The organism is Streptomyces sp. HUAS 15-9, from assembly GCF_025642155.1.
GTDB lineage: Bacteria > Actinomycetota > Actinomycetes > Streptomycetales > Streptomycetaceae > Streptomyces.
The window spans coordinates 7,188,339-7,208,012 of sequence record NZ_CP106798.1; the positions used below are offsets into that span (position 1 = coordinate 7,188,339).

Here is a 19,674-nt window from a genome sequence, read left to right on the forward strand (position 1 = left end):
CATGGGTCCCGTACTTGCTGACGTGCTCTTCGTGGCCGCGCTGATCGGCGCGCTCGCCCTCGTGCACCGTCCCCTCGGCGACTACATGGCCGCCGTCTTCCAGTCCAGGAAGCACCTGCGCGTCGAGCGGTGGATATACCGCTCCGTGGGAGCCAACCCCGACGCCGAGATGCGCTGGCCGGCCTATCTGCGCGGGGTGCTGTTCTTCTCCGCCGTGAGCGTGCTGTTCCTCTACCTGCTCCAGCGGCTCCAGGACAAGCTGCCGCTGTCGCTCGGTTTCAAGCCGATCAGCCCGGACCAGGCGTTCAACACGGCCGCATCCTTCGTGTCCAACACGAACTGGCAGTCCTACTCGGGCGAGGTGGCGATGAGCCACGTCACCCAGACCATGGGCCTGGCCGTGCAGAACTTCGTGTCGGCGGCCGTCGGCATCGCGGTCGCGGTTGCGCTGGTGCGCGGCTTCGCCCGGTCCCGCACCGGCGACCTGGGCAACTTCTGGGCCGACCTGGTGCGCTGCATCATCCGGATCCTGATCCCGATCTCCGTGATCGCGGCCGTGGTCCTGATCGCCTGCGGTGCCATCCAGAACTTCGGCGACATCCACCACATCACCACGCTCACCGGCCAGAAGCAGGCCATCAGCCCGGGCGCCGTGGCGTCGCAGGAGGCCATCAAGGACCTGGGCACCAACGGCGGCGGTTTCTTCAACGCCAACAGCGCGCACCCGTTCGAGAACCCCAACGGCTTCACGAACTGGCTGGAGATCTTCCTGCTGCTGGTGATCCCGTTCTCGCTGCCGCGCACCTTCGGCAAGATGGTCGGCAGTGTGCAGCAGGGCTACGCGATCGTCGCCGCGATGGGCATCATCTGGTTCTTCGCCCTCGTCGCCGTGACCTGGCTGGAGTACGCCCACCCCGGCACCGCCTCGCATCTGGCGGGCGGCGCGATGGAGGGCAAGGAGCAGCGCTTCGGCGAGGGCAACTCGTCGGCGTTCGCCGTGTCGACCACGATGACCTCCACCGGATCGGTGGACTCCTTCCACGACTCCTTCGGCGGACTGTCCGGTGGCGTGCTGCTGCTCGGCATGATGCTCGGCGAGATCGCGCCCGGCGGCACCGGCTCCGGCCTCTACGGCATGCTGATCATGGCGATCATCGCCGTGTTCATCGCCGGTCTGATGGTCGGCCGTACGCCCGAGTACCTGGGCAAGAAGATCGGTGCCCGCGAGATGAAGCTGGCCGCCGCCTACATCCTGGTCACCCCGGCTCTGGTGCTGGTCGGCACCGCGCTGGCGATGGCACTGGGCAAGGGCCAGTCGTCGATGACGAACGTGGGCGCGCACGGCTTCTCCGAGGTGTTGTACGCGTACACGTCCGCGTCCAACAACAACGGTTCGGCCTTCGCCGGATTCGCCGCCAACACCGAGTACCACAACACGATGCTCGGCCTGTGCATGCTGCTCGGGCGCTTCGTGCCCATGGTGTTCGTACTGGCGCTGGCCGGCTCGCTCGCCGAGCAGAAGCCCGTCCCGGTCACGGCGGGCACCCTGCGCACCGAGAAGCCGCTGTTCACCGGTCTGCTGGTGGGGGCGATCCTGATCATCACCGGTCTGACGTTCTTCCCGGCCCTCGCGCTGGGCCCGCTGGCCGAAGGGTTGGCGTGATGACCATCAACACCTCGAAGACAGAGATCAAGAAGCAGGACTCCATGTCCACACCCACCCTCGCGCCCCACCAGGACGCGCCGACCGGGCACAAGGCGCCCGAAGGCCGTGTCGGCGGCGGACTGTTCGACCCCAAGCAGCTGGTCAAGTCACTGCCCGACGCCTTCCGCAAGCTCGACCCCCGGGTGATGGTCAAGTCCCCCGTGATGTTCGTGGTCCTCGTCGGCTCCGTCCTGACCACGGTGTTCTCCTTCCAGCACCCGGGCGACTGGTTCGGCTGGACCATCAGCGCCTGGCTGTGGCTGACCGTGCTCTTCGCCAACCTGGCGGAGGCCGTCGCCGAGGGCCGCGGCAAGGCCCAGGCCGACACCCTGCGCAAGGCCAAGACCGACACGGTCGCGCGCCGACTGCTGAAGGACGGCTCCGAGGAGCAGGTGCCGGGCACGGCGCTGACCATCGGCGACCTGGTGGTCTGCGAGGCGGGCGACATCATCCCTGGTGACGGTGACGTCGTCGAGGGTGTCGCCTCGGTGGACGAGTCGGCGATCACCGGTGAGTCGGCTCCGGTCATCCGTGAGTCCGGCGGTGACCGGTCCGCGGTGACGGGCGGTACGAAGGTGCTGTCCGACCGGATCGTCATCAAGATCACGACGAAGCCGGGCGAGACGTTCATCGACCGGATGATCAACCTGGTGGAGGGCGCGGCCCGGCAGAAGACGCCGAACGAGATCGCGCTGAACATCCTGCTCGCCTCGCTGACGATCGTGTTCCTGCTGGCGGTGGCGACCCTGCCGCCGTTCGCGAACTACGCGCACTCCAACCTCAGCATGGTCGTGCTGGTGGCCCTGTTGGTCTGTCTGATCCCGACCACGATCGGCGCCCTGCTCTCCGCGATCGGCATCGCGGGCATGGACCGCCTGGTGCAGCGCAACGTGCTGGCGATGTCGGGCCGTGCGGTCGAGGCCGCCGGTGACGTCTCCACGCTGCTGCTCGACAAGACCGGCACCATCACGCTGGGCAACCGGCAGGCGGCCGAGTTCGTGCCGGTGCGCGGCACCACGGAGGCCGAGGTCGCCGACGCCGCCCAGCTCTCCTCGCTGGCTGACGAGACGCCCGAGGGCCGCTCCATCGTCGTCCTGGCGAAGGAGAAGTACGGGCTGCGCGAGCGCCACCAGGGCGAGCTGGCGCACGCCGAGTGGATCGCCTTCACCGCCCAGACCCGGATGTCGGGTGTGGACGTCGACGGCCGCAAGGTCCGCAAGGGCGCCACCGCCTCGGTCATCGCCTGGGTGGAGGAGCAGGGCGGCACGGTCGCCGAGGACGCTCAGGCGCTGACCGACCGGATCTCCGAGGCGGGCGGCACACCGCTGCTGGTCGCCGTCAAGGACGAGCGGGGCGCCCGGGTCCTGGGTGTCATCTACTTGAAGGACGTCGTCAAGGAGGGCATGCGGGAGCGGTTCGAGGAGCTGCGCCGCATGGGCATCAAGACCGTCATGATCACGGGTGACAACCCGCTGACCGCCAAGGCGATCGCCGAGGAGGCGGGCGTCGACGACTTCCTCGCGGAGGCCACTCCCGAGGACAAGATGGCGCTCATCAAGCGGGAGCAGGCGGGCGGCAAGCTCGTCGCGATGACCGGTGACGGTACGAACGACGCCCCCGCGCTGGCCCAGGCGGACGTCGGCGTGGCGATGAACACGGGCACGTCGGCCGCCAAGGAGGCCGGCAACATGGTCGACCTCGACTCCAACCCGACCAAGCTCATCGAGATCGTCGAGATCGGCAAGCAACTCCTCATCACCCGGGGCGCGTTGACCACGTTCTCCATCGCCAACGACGTCGCGAAGTACTTCGCGATCATCCCGGCGCTGTTCGCGGCGGTCTACCCGGGCCTGGACAAGCTCAACATCATGGGCCTGTCCTCGCCGGACTCCGCGATCCTGTCCGCCGTCATCTTCAACGCGCTGATCATCATCGCGCTGGTGCCGCTGTCCCTGAAGGGCGTGCAGTACAAGCCGGTGAGCGCGGACAAGATGCTCCGCCGCAACCTCACGATCTACGGCCTCGGCGGGCTGATCGCCCCCTTCATCGGCATCAAGATCATCGACCTGCTCATCTCGCTCATCCCCGGGATCGGGTGAAGGACATGAACAACTCCTTTGTGAACTTCGGCCGTATGACGTGGGCCGCCCTGCGCATGCTGCTCGTCCTCACCGTCGTGACCGGCATCGTCTACCCCCTCGTCGTCACCGGCATCGGCCAGGCGGCCTTCCATGACGAGGCCAACGGCTCGATGGTGAAGGTCGACGGCAAGGAGGTCGGCTCGAAGCTGATCGGCCAGAGCTGGAACCTGCCCGGCACCGACAAGCCGGACCCGAAGTGGTTCCAGCCTCGTCCGTCCAACAGCAACTACGACCCGCTGACCACCGGTTCCAGCCAGCTCAGCGCCAGTAACCCCGAGCTGGTGCAGAGGGTGAAGGACGCGAAGAAGCAGGTCGCCGAGTTCAACGGCGTACCGCAGTCCGAGGTGCCCAAGGACGCGGTGACCGGCTCGGCCTCCGCGATCGACCCGGACATCTCCCCGGCCTACGCCGACATCCAGGTGGGCCGCGTGGCCAAGGCGAACGGACTGCCCGTCGCCCAGGTGCAGAAGCTGGTCGAGGAACACACCGACGGCCGCACCCTCGGCTTCATGGGCGAGCCGCACGTCAACGTCCTGGCGCTCAACATCGCGCTCAAGGACCTTCTGGCGAAGCAGTGACGGGATTACCCGACATGCGCGGGAGTCGGCGGCCGGGGGAAAGCCCCGGGTCCGTCGACTCCCGACGTCATGACGACAGGAGAGGCACACACCCATGACCAGGGTGCTCGTGGTGGAGGACGACCCGCAGCTCGTACGGGCCCTCGTGATCAACCTGCAGGCACGCAACTACGGCGTTGACGCAGCCCCCGACGGCGCCACCGCCCTCCGTCTCGCGGCGGCCCGCCAGCCCGACGTCGTTCTGCTCGACCTGGGCCTGCCCGACATGGACGGCGTCGACGTCATCAGGGCCCTGCGCGGCTGGACCCGCGTCCCGGTCATGGTCCTGTCCGCACGCCAGTCGTCCGACGAGAAGGTCGCGGCGCTCGACGCGGGCGCCGACGACTACGTCACCAAGCCGTTCAACATGAACGAGCTGCTGGCCCGGCTGCGGGCGGCCGTCCGCCGCACGGAGGACACCCCGCTCGTCCCAGAGACGACGCTGGTCGAGACGGAGCACTTCACCCTCGACCTGCTGGCCAAGAAGGCCGTACGGGACGGTCGGGACGTGCGGCTGACCCCGACCGAGTGGCACCTGCTGGAGATACTGGTGACGAACCCCGGCCGGCTCATCACCCAGAAGCAGCTGCTCCAGGAAGTGTGGGGAGTCCCCCGGACCAACAAGACGAACTACCTTCGCGTCTACATGGCCCAGCTGCGACGCAAACTCGAAACCGACCCCTCCCACCCCCGCTATCTCATCACCGAGCCCGGCATGGGCTACCGCTTCGAAGGGTGAACATGGCACGCGGCAAGCTCCGGATCTATCTCGGCGCGGCTCCCGGCGTCGGCAAGACCTACGCGATGCTCTCCGAGGCGCACCGACGGGTGGAGCGGGGCACCGACTGCGTTGTCGCCTTCGTGGAGCACCACGGCCGGTCGCGCACCGAGGTGATGCTCCACGGCCTGGAACAAATGCCGCGCAAGGAGATCGAATACCGGGACAGCGTCTTCACCGAGATGGACGTCGACGCCGTCCTCGCCCGCCGCCCCCAGGTGGCCCTCGTCGACGAACTCGCGCACACCAACATCCCCGGCTGCCGGAACACCAAGCGCTGGCAAGACGTCGAGGAGCTGCTCGCGGCCGGCATCGACGTGATCTCCACAGTGAACATCCAGCATCTGGAGTCACTCGGTGACGTCGTGGAGTCCATCACCGGGGTTCGGCAGCAGGAGACCGTACCCGACGAGGTCGTACGACGGGCCGACCAGATCGAGCTGGTCGACATGTCCCCGGATGCGCTGCGCCGCCGGATGGCGCACGGCAACATCTACAAGCCGGACAAGGTCGACGCGGCCCTGTCCAACTACTTCCGGCCCGGTAACCTCACCGCCCTGCGCGAGCTGGCGCTGCTGTGGGTGGCCGACCGGGTCGACGAGTACCTGACCGAGTACCGAAGCGAGCACCGGGTCTCGAAGATCTGGGGCTCGCGCGAGCGGATCGTGGTCGGCCTCACCGGCGGCCCCGAGGGCCGTACGCTCATCCGGCGCGCCGCACGCCTGGCCGAGAAGGGCGCGGGCGGCGAGGTCCTGGCCGTCTACATAGCCCGCGGCGACGGCCTGACCTCCGCCTCACCGAAGGAACTGGCCGTCCAGCGCACCCTGGTGGAGGATCTGGGCGGCACCTTCCACCACGTCGTCGGCGACGACATCCCGGCCGCGCTCCTCGACTTCGCCCGGGGCGTCAACGCCACCCAGATCGTCCTCGGCGTCTCCCGGCGCAGGACCTGGCAGTACGTCTTCGGGCCGGGCGTCGGCGCCACGGTCGCCCGCGACTCCGGGCCCGACCTCGACGTCCACCTCATCACCCACGACGAGGTGGGCAAGGGCCGAGGACTGCCCGCCGCCAGGGGCGCGCGCCTCGGCCGGGCCCGGCTCATCTGGGGCTGGCTGGCCGGAATCGCCGGACCGCTGCTGCTGACGTGGCTACTGAGCAGTGTGCTTCCACAGGTCGGCCTGGCCAACGACATGCTGCTGTTCCTGACGATGACGGTGGCGGCGGCGCTGCTCGGCGGGCTCTTCCCCGCGTTGGCCTCGGCGGTGGTCGGATCCGCCCTGCTGAACTGGTATTTCACCCCGCCGGTCCACACCTGGACGATCGCCGACCCGGAGAACATCGTCGCCATCGCGGTCTTCTTCGGCGTCGCCGTGTCGGTGGCCTCGGTGGTGGACCTGGCCGCCCGCCGCACCCACCAAGCAGCCCGGCTGCGTGCCGAGTCGGAGATCCTCTCCTTCCTCGCCGGCAACGTCCTGCGCGGCGAGACGACCCTGGAAGCACTGCTGGACCGGGTCCGTGAGACCTTCGGCATGGAGTCGGCGGCCCTGCTCGAACGCGAGAACGACGTCGCCCCCTGGACCTGCGCCGGCAGCGTCGGCCCCCGCCCCTGCACCAGCCCCGATGCAGCCGACGTGGACGTCCCGGTCGGTGACCACCTGACTCTGGCCCTCTCCGGCCGCGTCCTGCCCGCCGAGGACCGCCGGGTGCTGGCCGCCTTCGCCGCCCAGGCCGCCGTCGTCCTGGACCGCCAGCGCCTGCAGCAGAAGGCGGACGAGGCGAAGGAGCTGGCCGAGGGCAACCGCATCCGCACCGCCCTGCTCGCCGCCGTCAGCCACGACCTCCGCACGCCGCTCGCCGGCATCAAGGCCGCGGTCACGTCCCTGCGCTCGGACGACGTCGAATGGTCCGAGGCCGACCAGACGGAGTTCCTGGCGGCCATCGAGGGGGGCGCCGACCGCCTGGACAACCTCGTGGGCAACCTGCTCGACATGTCCCGCCTCCAGACCGGCACCGTGACGCCGATCATCCGCGAGACGGACCTGGACGAGGTGATCCCCATGGCGCTGGGCGGCGTACCCGAGGACAGCGTCGACCTGGACATCCCTGAAACGCTCCCGATGGTCGACGTCGACCGCGGCCTGCTGGAACGTGCGGTCGCCAACGTCGTCGAGAACGCGGTCAAGTACAGCCCGCCGGGGAAGCCGGTCCTGGTCTCGGCCAGCGCGATCGCCGACCGGTTGGAGGTCCGGGTCGTGGACCGCGGCCCAGGCGTCCCGGACGAGGCCAAGGACCGCATCTTCGAACCCTTCCAGCGCTACGGCGACGCCCCGCGCGGTGCCGGCGTCGGCCTCGGCCTCGCGGTGGCCCGCGGCTTCACGGAGGCCATCGGCGGCACCCTCAACGCCGAGGACACCCCCGGCGGCGGCCTCACCATGGTCCTCACCCTGCCGACGGCACCACAACGCCGCCCGGAAGAGCCCGAGCGCACATCCGCCGTCACGACATGAGCAGCCGGGCCCCCACGCGCACAGGATCCCGGCGCAACTGTCTGGAACTCCTTCCACATCCGCCGCGTGTTGGTGACGAGCGGCGACCCGCACAACCTCATCGAGAGCCTGCGCGCGCAGATCCCCGCCGAGCACATCGCCTTCGTCGTCGGCGGCGTGGCAAGTCGGATCCGCTCGATGCCCGGAACGCGGCGCGAGCCGTGTTGAGCGGGCGGGCCCGTGCCCGGGCCAAAACGGGCGACGGGCCGGTGCAGATCGCGAGAATGTACAAACTCACGAAAGTGTCGGCCGTCAAAGCCCGCACCCAGGCCATCAGCCAGCTCAAGGCCGTACTCGTCACTGCGGACCCCGTCTTGCGGGAGGAACTGGCCGGACTGGGCAATGCCGAACTCTTCCGTACCTGTGCACAGTTCACCGATGCGCGTGGTTGCGAGGAGGGCGGCGCGGAGTCGGTGGTGCAGGCCACCCGGATCACGCTGGGCCTGCTGGCTCACCGGATCGGCCGGCTCTCCGAGGAGATCCGGGACGTGGAGGCTCGTCTGACCCGGCTTGTGGAACGGTATGCCCCGCAGCTGCTCGATGTGGTGGGGATCGGTCCGGACACGGCGGTCGCTCTGCTGATCACGGTGGGGGACGACCCGGAACGGTTGGACAGTGAGGCGTCGTTCGCCGCGCTGTGCGGTGTCAGCCCGGTTGAGCGTTCCTCGGGGCGTCGGCAGTTCCGCCGTCTCCACCGTGGCGGCGACCGGCAGGCCAATGCCGCGCTGCATCGCATCGTGTTCACCCGTCTGCGGGTCGACCCGCGTACCCAGGACTACTACGAGCGGCGGATCAAGGAGGGCAGGACCCGGCGTGAAATCGTCCGCTGCCTCAAACGTGACGCGGCCCGGGAGGTCTTCCACCTGGTCAAACAGCTACAGCCAGCACCCCGCTCATAGGGGCTGTGACACGTGAGGACCCCGTTGGCTCGTTTCGGCGGGGGTCCTGCGTAGACCAGGGGCGCGGCCTGGCGAGGCTTCCGAGTGGGTGGTGTCTCGCCTGGTGCCGGCTCCTCCGCAGCGGTTTGGGCGTCCAGCTGCTACTGGCGGGCGACCTGTTCCGCGGCAGTGACGTGGTCGATCGGGGCCTGGGCGAGTGGTTCCCGGGAGCGGTGCAGGAACGCCTGCCCGAGCAGCCGACCCGCCGCACAATGGCACTCCCCGGTGCGAAATACTCTCCAGATGGGTTCACGCACTTCCCCGATAAGTCAGCCGATCACGATACGGAGGGCAGTCGCGCGGGATGCCAAACGGCTCACGCGGCTCGTGCGTGGCTCAGGCGCCTACGAGGGTAAGTACGCAGCCGCAGTGGCGGGCTACCGGGTCGGTCCTGATTACATCGAGGCGCACCGCACCTTCGTGGCCGTCGGCGCCGACGAGCATGGAGACCGGGTCCTCGGGTTCTATTCGCTCGTCCTCGCTCCACCGGAGCTCGACCTGCTGTTCGTCGCCGACGAAGCGCAAGGGCGGGGTATTGGACGGCTGCTCGTGGCGCACATGCAGTCCGAGGCCCGTGCCGCCGGGCTCGACCGTGTCAAGGTCGTGTCGCATGTTCCCGCCGAGGACTTCTACCACCGCGTGGGTGCGGTGCGGACCGGGGCCGCGTTTGCGAACCCGCCCGCCGTGCCGTGGGACCGTCCCGAATTCGAGTTTCGCATTCCTTCGGAATGACGCGGTGTGCCGGTTGGCAGGGCACCGGCTTCGCCTGCATGGCGCGCTCCGTGTGTACCGTCGTCTCTGCCCTGGCGGGGGATCGCGTGCGCCGGCGGCCCTTCCCCGCGTCAGGAGCGAGGCGAGGGTGCTGCTGGACGCCTTTCGAAGGCGTCTCACGGACAGCCGCTTACGTCGTCGCCCCCCGGGCGGTCAGGGTTGCACTTTGTGAGACCGCTCTTCCTGAAACGTAGCACTCCGAGTGGATCAATATCTGTGCTTGCGAAGTGAGTCTTTGGCGGACCGCGTAGTGAGAGTTTTTGTCGCACTGAGTGGAGCGGAATTACGTAATGTGTACAGGCCGTTCCAGTGTGCTACCGTCGATCTCGGTTGCAGTCGTGGTTCCCGAAACTTCGAGTGCCCCACCCGGTTCTGTCGGTTGGGGGCGCTTCTGTATTTCCGGTCATTTCCGGGCGGGGTAATCATTGCGGCGACACGGTGTCCGCGCAGTGCGGATCCCGATGTACTGCCCCGAAGGAGATATGACATGGCTACTGGTACCGTGAAGTGGTTCAACGCGGAAAAGGGCTTCGGCTTCATCGAGCAGGACGGTGGCGGCGCCGACGTGTTCGCCCACTACTCGAACATTGCCGCGCAGGGCTTCCGTGAGCTCCTCGAAGGTCAGAAGGTAACCTTCGACATCGCGCAGGGTCAGAAGGGCCCGACGGCCGAGAACATCGTTCCGGCCTGACGCTGACGCACATTTTGTAGCTGTGGCCCGCATCCTTCGGGGTGCGGGCCCCAGCTGCACACATCCCCCGCAGCAATTTCAACTATGGGGCGACTCGGAGGAATCCGTAGTCTCACCACGCGCGGCTCCTCCTGAAGAGCTGTGCTGCAGCCGACGCCCGGATCTTACGTCCCCATCGCGTCACCCATTTCAGCACCTGTGCCCGGGGGTATTTCGCCTGGCCCAAATCTGTTTTTTGCCGCCGGTCCATACTTGTAATTCCCCATGCCGCTCATTGCTGCGGGAATTCCTTGATATGCGCCACATCGAGGAAGGTTCCGCATGAACCGCACACGCACGAACGATCGCTTCGACCGCTCCCGTAACGGCAGAGCCGCCGCCGGAAAGGGCGGCAGTCGCACGGGCTCGCAGGCACCGCGCCGTTCCGGCGGCCCTGCCCGTTCCGGCGGTTACGGCCGCCGGCCAGCCACAGTGCAAGGTGAGTTCGCGCTGCCCAGGACGATCACCCCCGCGCTGCCCCCCATTGAGGGCTTCGCCGAACTCGACATGCCCGAGCACCTGCTGACCGAACTCGGCAAGCAGGGTGTGACCGCACCGTTCCCGATCCAGGGAGCGACGCTGCCGAACTCCCTGGCGGGCCGTGACGTACTGGGCCGCGGGCGCACCGGTTCCGGCAAGACCCTCGCCTTCGGCCTCGCCCTGCTCGCCCGTACCGCTGGACAGCGTGCTGAACCCCGCCAGCCGCTTGGGCTGATCCTCGTGCCGACGCGTGAGCTGGCGCAGCAGGTGACCGACGCGCTCACACCGTACGCCCGTTCCGTCAGGCTGCGGCTGGCCACGGTGGTGGGCGGGATGTCGATCGGCCGGCAGGCCGGCGCGCTGCGGGGCGGGGCCGAGGTCGTCGTCGCGACGCCCGGACGGCTCAAGGACCTCATCGACCGTGGCGACTGCAGGCTGAACCACGTGAGCATCACGGTACTGGACGAGGCCGACCAGATGGCCGACATGGGTTTCATGCCGCAGGTCACCGCGCTGCTCGACCAGGTGCGTCCGGAGGGGCAGCGCATGCTGTTCTCCGCCACCTTGGACCGTAACGTCGACCTGCTGGTTCGCCGCTATCTGACCGACCCCGTCGTGCATTCGGTCGACTCGTCGGCCGGTACGGTCACGACGATGGAGCACCACGTCCTGCACGTCCATGGCGCCGACAAGCACGCCGCCACGACCGAGATCGCCGCCCGCGACGGCCGCGTGATCATGTTCTTGGACACCAAGCACGCCGTCGACCGGCTGACCCAGGACCTGCTCAACAGCGGGGTACGCGCCGCCGCGCTGCACGGCGGCAAGTCGCAGCCACAACGCACCCGCACGATGGCGCAGTTCAAGACGGGGCACGTCACCGTGCTGGTGGCAACCAATGTCGCAGCGCGCGGCATCCACGTCGACAACCTCGACCTGGTCGTCAACGTCGATCCGCCGGCCGACCACAAGGACTACCTCCACCGCGGCGGCCGTACCGCCCGCGCCGGCGAGTCCGGCAGCGTCGTCACCCTCGTCACACCGAACCAGCGCCGCGGCATGGTCCGCCTCATGTCGGACGCCGGAATCCGGCCGCAGACCACCCAGATCCGCTCGGGAGACGAGGCCCTGAGCCGGATCACCGGCGCCCAGGCCCCGTCCGGCATCCCGGTCGTCATCACCGCACCGGTGGTCGAACGCCCCAAGCGCAGCGCCTTCTCCCGAGGCCGACGCCGCCCTTCCTCGGCGACCCGGCGCGCCCCCGTACGCCGGCCCGTCCTCGACGCGGTGGCCTAGAACCTTCGTGATCGGAAAGTTGACCCATCTCTGCAGGAGGCACCCTTTGACGCTGATTCAGATGCAGCCCCTCTCGGCGGACGCCAACCCCGTGCACAGGGCGGCGGTGGAGGTCATGGACGCAGCCGGACCGCAGGTCTGTGACGACATGAGCGTCGAGGTGGCGCTGGCCGTCATGGCCGCCGCACGCACGGGCCGACTGGTCGTCTGCGACCAGGACGACCAGCGCATCGGCCTGGTGACCCGAACCGACCTCACGGCCGTCCGCGACAGCGGCGCTCACACGGACCGGGTCCGCCTGCGCGACATCCTCGGCGACCACGGATCGTACACCTCACCCGTGACCGCGATGGCGAAGCCAAGCACGCGATGCGCTCCCGTCGGCTCGGTGCTCTGCGAGTCGTAGACGAGCAAGGCAGCGCCCCGGGCATCCTCGCCACCCGCTGAAACGCGTCGCCCCGGGGCGGACCGTTCTTCCCTCTCCCTGTGAGGCCACATGCGCTGCGTCATCGCCCGCTTCCCCTTCGAGCTCACCAAGGGCGGAGTGCTGGAATCGATGAAGGGCATCAAGCCCGAACCGGTCACCGGAGAATCGGTGATCATCGGCCGCCGCCACTACCCCGTCAAGCAAGTCGGCCAAGTCATCACCCGCCAGGACCGCCGTGACTTCAGCGCTGCCGAAGTCCTCCGGGCCATGACTCAGCTCGGCTTCACCTGCCGAGCCCTCCCCAAGGCCGCGCCTCTGGGCATCCCCGGCTCGCTGCAGCACGCCTCCGCGATGCTCGGCACCCCCGTGACGGTCTGACCGGGTAAACAGGCACGAGCCGACATCTGACCGGCAGTGTGGGCCCGACCGGTACGCCGGTCGGGCCCACACTGCGTGCAGCGGGTTCCCGTCGCCGTCGCTCAGTGGTCGGAATAGCTGAAGTCGCCCCCGGTCCAGGCGCTGACGTCCTCGATCACAACCCGGTACATCCCACCCGTCTCCGGGCTCCCCAGGGTGCCCGCCAGGAGCCGGGCGACATGGAAGTGCAGACGCGTGGGCGGCCCGTCCTTCTTCGCGGTGAGTCGAAGACGGCGGCGAACTCGCCCAAGCGGGCGGAATCCGTCAGCACATCAGACACCCTCTGCCTCCGCGTGGCCGCGAGAACCAGTCGACCGGTGATGACAGCGCCACTGGTGACCACGGTCAGGGACTCTGATCGCTCTGGTCGGACTGCTCGATCATCCCGGGATCGTCGAGGGCGGCGCAGCCCCTCGTGCCGCGCCCGTCAACGGCCGACCTGCGAGGCGTCGCGGCTGGAAGTATCCGTCCCGGGCGGTGGTGTTCTTCGCGAGACGCAGTGTTGGCCGGTGCCCGCCGACGGTAGCCGCGGCGCAGTCGGCGACGCCACGCTCAGCCCGACGTGCTGCACGGCGGTGGGTGACTGTGAGCGCCGGACTGAGCCTAGGAGCTGCTTGAACCACCCATGGACCGGTCGAGGCGCATTACCTCATCTTTGAGAGCGCGAAAATCTATGCCAGCCGGAGTAGACATTGGGTGGCGGTGTGGTTATGGTTTCTCTCGTAGCCGAGATCGAGAGAGGCCCGGCAGAGATGAACTGCCGGGCAGCAGTAACGCAGTTGCAGTTCGCAGGACGGTGCGGTGGTGGAGTTCCGAAGCCAAGGCGGTTGCAGGACGGTGACGGGACTGACGGCCGGACCGGGTGGCCCGCAGTGATCAGGGGCCACCATGAGCAGTACCGCAGTGGCAGTACCCGTAAATGAAGGATCGCAGTACCCAGCAGTGAAGTCAGTGAGCAGTACCTCGGTGAAGGCGTCGGCTGCGGGCGCGCGCACCGGGAGGTTCGGCAGTGGGGTTCCAAGCCGGAGCAGACGCAGGACGGGCGACGGGGCTGGCTGCCGAAGAGTGGCGCTGTTCGAGGCCACCAGCAGTTTGCGGTATCAGCAGTTCGCAGTTTCCGTCAGTGAGTAGTTGATCAAGAGGGAAGAACGGAGGAGCCGAGCGCCATCAGGATCGCCCGGGCGGAAGTCTTGGACCCGGGTACCGCAGGACATCGATAGTGAGGTGGTCTCCGGTCAAGCAACCGCGATCCCCGCGCCCCCGACAGTGTCTCGGTCGGGTCTGCGGAAACAGAGGGCCGGTGCAGTATCAGGGCCGGCAGATGGTGTAGTAGTTCCTTCGGGGCCCTGGTGCCAGTACGGCGCCAGGGCCCCTCAACGCGTTCCACAGAGAGGTGCAATGACAGCAGACGACACGTTCGGCCGTCTCGACGACGACGATTACCCCGCGTACACCATGGGTCGGGCCGCCGAGTTGCTCGGCACTACCCCTGCCTTCCTCCGCGCCCTCGGCGAAGCCCGCCTGATCACCCCCCTGCGCTCCGAAGGCGGCCACCGCCGCTACTCCCGCTACCAACTGCGTATCGCCGCCCGCGCCCGGGAACTCGTCGATCGGGGCACCCCCATCGAGGCTGCCTGCCGGATCGTCATCCTCGAAGACCAGCTCGAGGAAGCCCAGCGCATCAACGCCGAATATCGCCGCGCCGCCGAATCAGTGAACCCGACGGCAGCAGAATGAGATGAGCGTGCTCGTCAGCGCCGGCGGGCATCGCACGCACGGTCTCGGTGTGCGGCGTGATCCTTTCCTATGGTGACGCGGTGTGTGGGCGTGTAACGTCTGTGTCAGCTGTCGTGGTTCGGAATTCCCTCTTGCCCACGCCTTTGGCGTGGGCGTTTTGCTGTGCTGTGCCGCAGGGACCAGGGCGATCACCTCCGTCTGCCACATGGAGTGGGAGGCGTTCATCGACTGGAAGGCATAAGACATGGCAACGGGAACTGTGAAGTGGTTCAACGCGGAGAAGGGCTTCGGCTTCATCGCCCAGGACGGCGGCGGCCCGGATGTCTTCGCGCACTACTCCGCGATCAACTCCACCGGCTTTCGTGAGCTTCAGGAGGGCCAGGCCGTGACGTTTGACGTCACCCAGGGCCAGAAGGGTCCGCAGGCCGAGAACATCAACCCGGCCTGACCTCGCAGACCTGCCCGAGGGATCGCGCACGCCGCGTCCGGGGCCGCCGCCCATGCGGGCCGAGCCGCCACCTGGACGAAGGCGCCCGCTCTCGTGCCGGGCCGGCGCAGGATCAGGGGCCGCGCAGCCATTGCTGCGCGGCCCTGCTGTTGCGGCGCGAAGGCCGGCGCGAGAGGGGTCCGGTGTTGCTCCGCGACGGGCGGGGCCGTCCCTTGGGTATCCCCCTGCTTGAAATCCGTCCGCCGTCCCGTCTGCAAGTCGGCTGTTCTCCGGGGTACGGCGCTCCGTGGGGCAGGTAGGGACAGAGGAGCGAGAGAAAGACGAGACAGCGGTCTTCAGCTGACCTGCGATGGAAGGCGCCCCGTGTTCGAGGCGGAAGACATGAGGGAATGGCGGGGCCACGACGTGCTCGACCATGAGCGGCACACGACTGGCGTCCCGGTTTCGTCCTCCCCGGCCTGCGCCTGGGCCGCCGCCGCAGGCGCCTGCCCCGGTGACGCGGTCGCCTGGGGCAGAGCACACCGTTTCACCTGTCCGAGAGCCCGCTGAAGCGGGGTATCGGAGAACTTCCCGAGTCATCGCCCAGGAACGGTCCGCCCCGTCCGCCGGGCGGAGGCATCGGCGAGGTTGGCTCCGGTGTCGGCGTCCCGCTGGGATGGTCCGACACTTGGGATGTGTTCCCGATGAGTCATCATGTGGAGTGCGTTGCCACCCCGGCCTGCTGGGGTGGCTGCTGACTCCCGTGCCCGGCCTCGATGCCGGCGGGGCCGCGGCCGGAACCGGGGACTGTGCTGCCGGGCTGTGGTTCAGGCGTCGATGATGACGGGGATGATGAGGGGTTTGCGGCGGTGGGTGCGGAACGCCCAGTTCGCGACGGCGCGGGCGACGAGTTGTTCGAGTTGGCGCGCGTCCCCGACACCTTCCTCGGCCGCGGTGGCCAGGGTCTTCTCGATGACGGGGATGACCGGCTCGAAGGTGGTGTCATCGTGGACGAAGCCCCGGGCCAGGAAGTCGGGGGCCTCGGCGAGGGCGCCTGTGTCCGCGTCGACGATCGCCACCACCGTGACCACGCCTTCGGCGGCGAGGGTGAGGCGGTCCTTGAGGGACGCTTCGGTGGCGCCGCCGACTTCCATGCCGTCTACGTAGACGTTGTAGGCGGGGACCTTGCCGGTGATGGACGCGCGCCCGTCGACCAGGTCGACGACGACGCCGTCCTCGGCGATGACGACGCGGTCGGGGTCGACACCGGTGCGGATGGCGAGGTCGCCGTTGGCCCGCAGATGGCGCCATTCGCCGTGCACGGGCATGACGTTGCGGGGTTTGACGATGTTGTAGCAGTAGACGAGTTCGCCGGCGCTGGCGTGCCCGGAGACGTGCACCTTGGCGTTGCCCTTGTGGACCACGTGGGCGCCCCACCGGGTGAGTCCGTTGATCACCCGGTAGATGGCGTTCTCGTTGCCGGGGATGAGGGAGCTGGCGAGCAGGACGGTGTCGTCCTTGCCGATGCGGATCATGTGGTCGCGGTTGGCCATCCGTGACAACGCGGCCATCGGTTCGCCCTGGGAGCCGGTGCACACCAGAGTGATCTTGTGGTCCGGGAGCTTCTCCAGCTCCTTGGTGCTCACGACCAGACCGGAGGGCACCTTCAGATAGCCCAGGTCACGGGCGATGCCCATGGTGCGGACCATCGACCGGCCGACGAAGGCGACCTTGCGGCCGTGCTGGTGGGCGGCGTCCAGGACCTGCTGGATACGGTGCACGTGGCTGGCGAAGCTGGAGACGATGACCCGGCGCGGCGCGGTGCGCATCACCTGCTCGATCGCCGGGTTCAGCTCACGCTCGGAGGTGGTGAAGCCAGGTACTTCGGCGTTGGTGGAGTCGGTGAGGAACAGGTCCACGCCCTCCTCGCCGAGGCGGGCGAAGGCGCGCAGATCGGTGATGCGGTCGTCGAGAGGGAACTGGTCCATCTTGAAGTCGCCCGTGTGCAGCACCATCCCGGCCCGGGTGCGGATCGCGACCGCGAGGCTGTCGGGGATGGAATGGTTGACCGCCACGAACTCGCAGTCGAAGGGCCCGAAACCACGCCGGTCGCTCTCCCGCACCCGCACGGTGCGCGGCCGGATGCCGTGTTCCTTGAGCTTGGCCTCCAGGAACGCCAGCGTCAGCTTGGAGCCGACGACGGGAATGTCGGACCGCTCGCGCAGCAGGTACGGCACGCCGCCGATGTGGTCCTCGTGGCCGTGGGTGAGGACCACGGCCACGATGTCGTCCAGGCGGTCCCGGATCGAGGTGAAGTCCGGCAGGATCACGTCCACGCCGGGCTGGGTCTCCTCGGGGAACAGCACGCCGCAGTCGACGATGAGCAGCTTGCCCGCGTGCTCGAAGACGGTCATGTTGCGGCCGATCTCACCCAGGCCGCCCAGGGCGATGACCCGCAGCCCTCCTTCGGGAAGGGGCGGGGCGGCTCTCAGCTCGGGGTGCGGATGACTCATACCCTGACGGTACCCGGAGAGCGGGACGGGGTGATCCATTGCCTGTGCGATCCAACGAGCGCTCGATACGACCCGCCGCCGGCTCAGGTCGGCATCCGTCTCATCTGCCCGCTGCCCCAAGACAGGAGCGCAACCGCAGCCGCAGCGACCGCAGTGGCCGCGGTGTGTGCCGGGGTGGCGTCGCGCGTCGGGGGCCAGTGGCTGCGAGGTGATGTTGGGGTGTCAGGTCTCCCGGTGCCCGATCAGAACAGTGCCAGGCCCTCGCCGCTGGTGTCCGCGATGATTGGCCGGGACTGGGTGGGGAGGTCGTCCAGGCGATCAGGACCGGCCGCGGCGGCCACGGCAGGGGCCGTCTCGGCCAGCCAGATACGAAACCGCTCGGTGGCTGCACGGTAGGGGACTTGTGCCAGGACACGGTGCTCGCCGGAGGGGCAGAAGTCGACGGCGACTGTGAGCAAGCAGGAACGGGGGGCGTTCTGGCTTCCTGTCCAGGACACGCGCAGCATGCCGCAGGGCTTGCGCCCGCGGGGGGCGCGGTGGGTGGGGCGTAGCGATCGGCAGGCTATGTGGGCGGTCCATGCGGCGAGGTGCGGCAGGGGCAAGGTGGTGCGTGCGCGGCATCCGGGGCAGCGGTGCCAGTGGCGGAGCCAGTGGTCGGTGTCGGTGTGGAAGAGGCGTGTGTAGCGGTTCGCCACGCGGATGTCGTTGCTATACAGGTGGTCGGGGCGTTCCAGTGTGTTGCAGGACTGGCAGACGGGGGCGCGGACGTAGCCGTGTTCGTGGCAGTGGTCGAGTACGGTGGCGGGCGCGGTGCGGCAGACGGCGCACGCCCACCCGGTCACCCTGCGGGAGGTACCGGGCCTCCTGCTGAGCACTGAGTACCGCTGGCCTTCCAGCTCTCCGTTGTACGGGCGCAGCGAGGCGGTGGGGTCCCGGGGACTCGTCGTTTGCCGGCTGTCGGCGTCTTTGGCCTGCCGGGGGCGGGAGGGCGGCTCGATGGCGGCTGCGCTTGGCTGGCGGGTCCGCGCGGCTTGCACCCATTGCGTTTCGTTGTGCTCGGCCGCGTCGAGCAGCCTGACCACAGCGCGCGGCAGCCACCACGTCCGCTGCGTCCCGTCGCGGGTCTGCTCCACGAGTATCTGTGGCCAGTCGATCCCCGCCAGATGGAACGGCCGACCGTCTTCACGTCGTGTTGCGCGCTGGGGGCCGCCCAGCTCCTGCAGTTCCCGCGTGATGCGCTGACGCCAACGCAGCGGCGTCTCCTCGTTGCACTCCCGCCTTGGCGCCCCACGAAACGGACCGATGCGGACCAGGTCCTGCCGATCCATCCCAACTGCTCTCAGTTCGGCGGCGGCCCGGCGCACCTCAACCTCCGGAACACTCCACTGACCGCCGCTCGCCCTCACCGTCGCCACCACATGGCCGCCGAGCAGGACGTACCCCGCCCGGGCATGGGCAGGAGAGCAGGTGAATGCCCCAGAAGCCGTCGGCACAGCACCGTCGGCCGTCAAATCGACCCACAGAGCGTCCGCGGCACCCAGGGTGATCAGGCCGTCCGTGCGACCGGGCATGACACGCTCTGGCATGCCGACAGGCTAGCGGCCTACCACGCGGCAACGGGACTACAAGCGCCTCGATCAGCTGCGTTGGCCGCCCCCCACTCTTTATGCCTGAGCATCTGGTTCGTCAGCGCCTCCCGTGCCCGCAGTCTCACGATCAGTACGTCAAGAATCGGGGAAGGCACCCTCGCGCATCAGCGGTCCCCGCGTCAGGACGAATTGAGCACCAGAGTCTTTCAGGTTCGTGATTCTGCCCTCGGCGACGTCCGAGCTGTAGGGCAGAGTCACGGCGGCGTGCACCGCGTCGAGGCCGTCCAGCAGGCCAGCGGCGAAGCGGACGGGCGGGGCGAGGCCGCTGGCGGCCGCTCGTGATCCAGCGGTCCATCAGGACTGCGCCTTGTTGAAGATTTCCGGGAAGGAACCCACGAGGCCGTGGAGAGTTGGAGTTGCGGGCAGCGTTCCAGTAGATGCTTGACGAAGAGGCGTTGGTCCACCTTCAGGATCAGGAGTTCGCTCCGCAGAGGAGGGAGTCTGCCTCAACGCACGTCACTGCTGCGTCTCTCTTGAACACATCCCTGTCATCAACGAACGC

Annotated in this window: 14 protein-coding genes and 3 pseudogenes; 14 read left to right on the forward strand and 3 right to left on the reverse strand. The window is 68.4% G+C overall.

Going from position 1 to position 19,674, the window contains the following annotated elements; genetic code table 11:
• The first annotated feature begins 1 nt into the window (after window position 1).
• The 12 genes and pseudogenes from kdpA (at window position 2) to N8I87_RS32860 (ending at window position 12,807) form a co-directional block, all read left to right on the forward strand.
• Window positions 2-1,663 (forward strand): potassium-transporting ATPase subunit KdpA, encoded by a 1,662-nt coding sequence (kdpA, locus tag N8I87_RS32805; protein ID WP_263214150.1) that lies wholly within the window; start codon window positions 2-4, stop codon window positions 1,661-1,663.
• Window positions 1,663-3,804: a potassium-transporting ATPase subunit KdpB gene (gene kdpB / locus N8I87_RS32810; RefSeq protein ID WP_263214152.1), complete on the forward strand. Its 2,142-nt coding sequence runs from the start codon at window positions 1,663-1,665 to the stop codon at window positions 3,802-3,804. Before kdpA ends, kdpB begins: the two co-directional genes overlap by 1 nt.
• A 5-nt stretch (window positions 3,805-3,809) precedes the next feature.
• The gene (gene kdpC / locus N8I87_RS32815; RefSeq protein ID WP_263214153.1) at window positions 3,810-4,424 is read left to right on the forward strand and encodes a potassium-transporting ATPase subunit KdpC; all 615 of its coding nucleotides are present in this window, start codon (window positions 3,810-3,812) and stop codon (window positions 4,422-4,424) included.
• Window positions 4,425-4,518: 94 nt separating this feature from the next.
• Complete coding sequence (locus N8I87_RS32820; protein WP_263214156.1) at window positions 4,519-5,202, forward strand: response regulator; 684 nt, start codon at window positions 4,519-4,521, stop codon at window positions 5,200-5,202.
• A gap of 2 nt (window positions 5,203-5,204) precedes the next feature.
• Complete coding sequence (locus tag N8I87_RS32825; protein ID WP_263214158.1) at window positions 5,205-7,748, forward strand: DUF4118 domain-containing protein; 2,544 nt, start codon at window positions 5,205-5,207, stop codon at window positions 7,746-7,748.
• 66 nt (window positions 7,749-7,814) lie between these two features.
• Complete coding sequence (locus N8I87_RS32830; protein ID WP_263214161.1) at window positions 7,815-7,955, forward strand: hypothetical protein; 141 nt, start codon at window positions 7,815-7,817, stop codon at window positions 7,953-7,955.
• Window positions 7,886-8,686 (forward strand): annotated as a pseudogene (locus N8I87_RS32835) (transposase); the annotation flags it as partial. The gene N8I87_RS32830 and the pseudogene N8I87_RS32835, both read left to right, overlap by 70 nt.
• A gap of 282 nt (window positions 8,687-8,968) precedes the next feature.
• Window positions 8,969-9,457, forward strand: a complete 489-nt coding sequence (locus tag N8I87_RS32840; RefSeq protein ID WP_263214165.1) for a GNAT family N-acetyltransferase — start codon at window positions 8,969-8,971, stop codon at window positions 9,455-9,457.
• A gap of 526 nt (window positions 9,458-9,983) precedes the next feature.
• Window positions 9,984-10,187, forward strand: a complete 204-nt coding sequence (locus tag N8I87_RS32845) for a cold-shock protein (protein WP_006136369.1) — start codon at window positions 9,984-9,986, stop codon at window positions 10,185-10,187.
• A 321-nt stretch (window positions 10,188-10,508) separates the two neighbouring features.
• Window positions 10,509-12,002, forward strand: coding sequence for a DEAD/DEAH box helicase (locus N8I87_RS32850; RefSeq protein ID WP_263214169.1), 1,494 nt, complete (start codon window positions 10,509-10,511; stop codon window positions 12,000-12,002).
• Between the two features lie 46 nt (window positions 12,003-12,048).
• Window positions 12,049-12,449 (forward strand): annotated as a pseudogene (locus tag N8I87_RS32855) (CBS domain-containing protein).
• A gap of 49 nt (window positions 12,450-12,498) precedes the next feature.
• Window positions 12,499-12,807, forward strand: coding sequence for an SCO5918 family protein (locus tag N8I87_RS32860; RefSeq protein WP_161065176.1), 309 nt, complete (start codon window positions 12,499-12,501; stop codon window positions 12,805-12,807).
• Between the two features lie 101 nt (window positions 12,808-12,908).
• On the opposite strand, the pseudogene N8I87_RS32865 reads toward N8I87_RS32860, so the two are convergent.
• A pseudogene (locus N8I87_RS32865) lies at window positions 12,909-13,255 on the reverse strand (hypothetical protein).
• 989 nt (window positions 13,256-14,244) lie between these two features.
• On the opposite strand from N8I87_RS32865, the gene N8I87_RS32870 reads away from it, so the two are divergent.
• Both N8I87_RS32870 and N8I87_RS32875 read left to right on the forward strand, forming a co-directional pair.
• The gene (locus N8I87_RS32870) at window positions 14,245-14,583 is read left to right on the forward strand and encodes a helix-turn-helix domain-containing protein (RefSeq protein ID WP_150944300.1); all 339 of its coding nucleotides are present in this window, start codon (window positions 14,245-14,247) and stop codon (window positions 14,581-14,583) included.
• Window positions 14,584-14,827: 244 nt separating this feature from the next.
• Window positions 14,828-15,031, forward strand: a complete 204-nt coding sequence (locus tag N8I87_RS32875; protein ID WP_123545149.1) for a cold-shock protein — start codon at window positions 14,828-14,830, stop codon at window positions 15,029-15,031.
• A gap of 806 nt (window positions 15,032-15,837) precedes the next feature.
• Here N8I87_RS32875 and N8I87_RS32880 read toward each other — a convergent pair.
• Together N8I87_RS32880 and N8I87_RS32885 are read right to left on the reverse strand one after the other, a co-directional pair.
• Window positions 15,838-17,523 (reverse strand): ribonuclease J, encoded by a 1,686-nt coding sequence (locus tag N8I87_RS32880; protein ID WP_263214175.1) that lies wholly within the window; start codon window positions 17,521-17,523, stop codon window positions 15,838-15,840.
• Window positions 17,524-17,765: 242 nt separating this feature from the next.
• Window positions 17,766-19,109 carry an endonuclease VII domain-containing protein gene (locus tag N8I87_RS32885; RefSeq protein WP_263214177.1) on the reverse strand — a complete coding sequence of 448 codons (1,344 nt, stop codon included), beginning with the start codon at window positions 19,107-19,109 and terminating at the stop codon, window positions 17,766-17,768.
• Window positions 19,110-19,674: the final 565 nt, after the last annotated feature.

What these genes read in the sequence shown, in the direction of transcription:
- kdpA (WP_263214150.1), top strand. Translation starts at nt 2, where the DNA reads ATGGGTCCCGTACTTGCTGACGTGCTCTTCGTGGCCGCGCTGATCGGC.
- kdpB (WP_263214152.1), top strand. Translation starts at nt 1,663, where the DNA reads ATGACCATCAACACCTCGAAGACAGAGATCAAGAAGCAGGACTCCATG.
- kdpC (WP_263214153.1), top strand. Translation starts at nt 3,810, where the DNA reads ATGAACAACTCCTTTGTGAACTTCGGCCGTATGACGTGGGCCGCCCTG.
- N8I87_RS32820 (WP_263214156.1), top strand. Translation starts at nt 4,519, where the DNA reads ATGACCAGGGTGCTCGTGGTGGAGGACGACCCGCAGCTCGTACGGGCC.
- N8I87_RS32825 (WP_263214158.1), top strand. Translation starts at nt 5,205, where the DNA reads ATGGCACGCGGCAAGCTCCGGATCTATCTCGGCGCGGCTCCCGGCGTC.
- N8I87_RS32840 (WP_263214165.1), top strand. Translation starts at nt 8,969, where the DNA reads ATGGGTTCACGCACTTCCCCGATAAGTCAGCCGATCACGATACGGAGG.
- N8I87_RS32845 (WP_006136369.1), top strand. Translation starts at nt 9,984, where the DNA reads ATGGCTACTGGTACCGTGAAGTGGTTCAACGCGGAAAAGGGCTTCGGC.
- N8I87_RS32850 (WP_263214169.1), top strand. Translation starts at nt 10,509, where the DNA reads ATGAACCGCACACGCACGAACGATCGCTTCGACCGCTCCCGTAACGGC.
- N8I87_RS32860 (WP_161065176.1), top strand. Translation starts at nt 12,499, where the DNA reads ATGCGCTGCGTCATCGCCCGCTTCCCCTTCGAGCTCACCAAGGGCGGA.
- N8I87_RS32870 (WP_150944300.1), top strand. Translation starts at nt 14,245, where the DNA reads ATGACAGCAGACGACACGTTCGGCCGTCTCGACGACGACGATTACCCC.
- N8I87_RS32875 (WP_123545149.1), top strand. Translation starts at nt 14,828, where the DNA reads ATGGCAACGGGAACTGTGAAGTGGTTCAACGCGGAGAAGGGCTTCGGC.
- N8I87_RS32880 (WP_263214175.1), bottom strand. Translation starts at nt 17,523, where the DNA reads ATGAGTCATCCGCACCCCGAGCTGAGAGCCGCCCCGCCCCTTCCCGAA.
- N8I87_RS32885 (WP_263214177.1), bottom strand. Translation starts at nt 19,109, where the DNA reads ATGCCAGAGCGTGTCATGCCCGGTCGCACGGACGGCCTGATCACCCTG.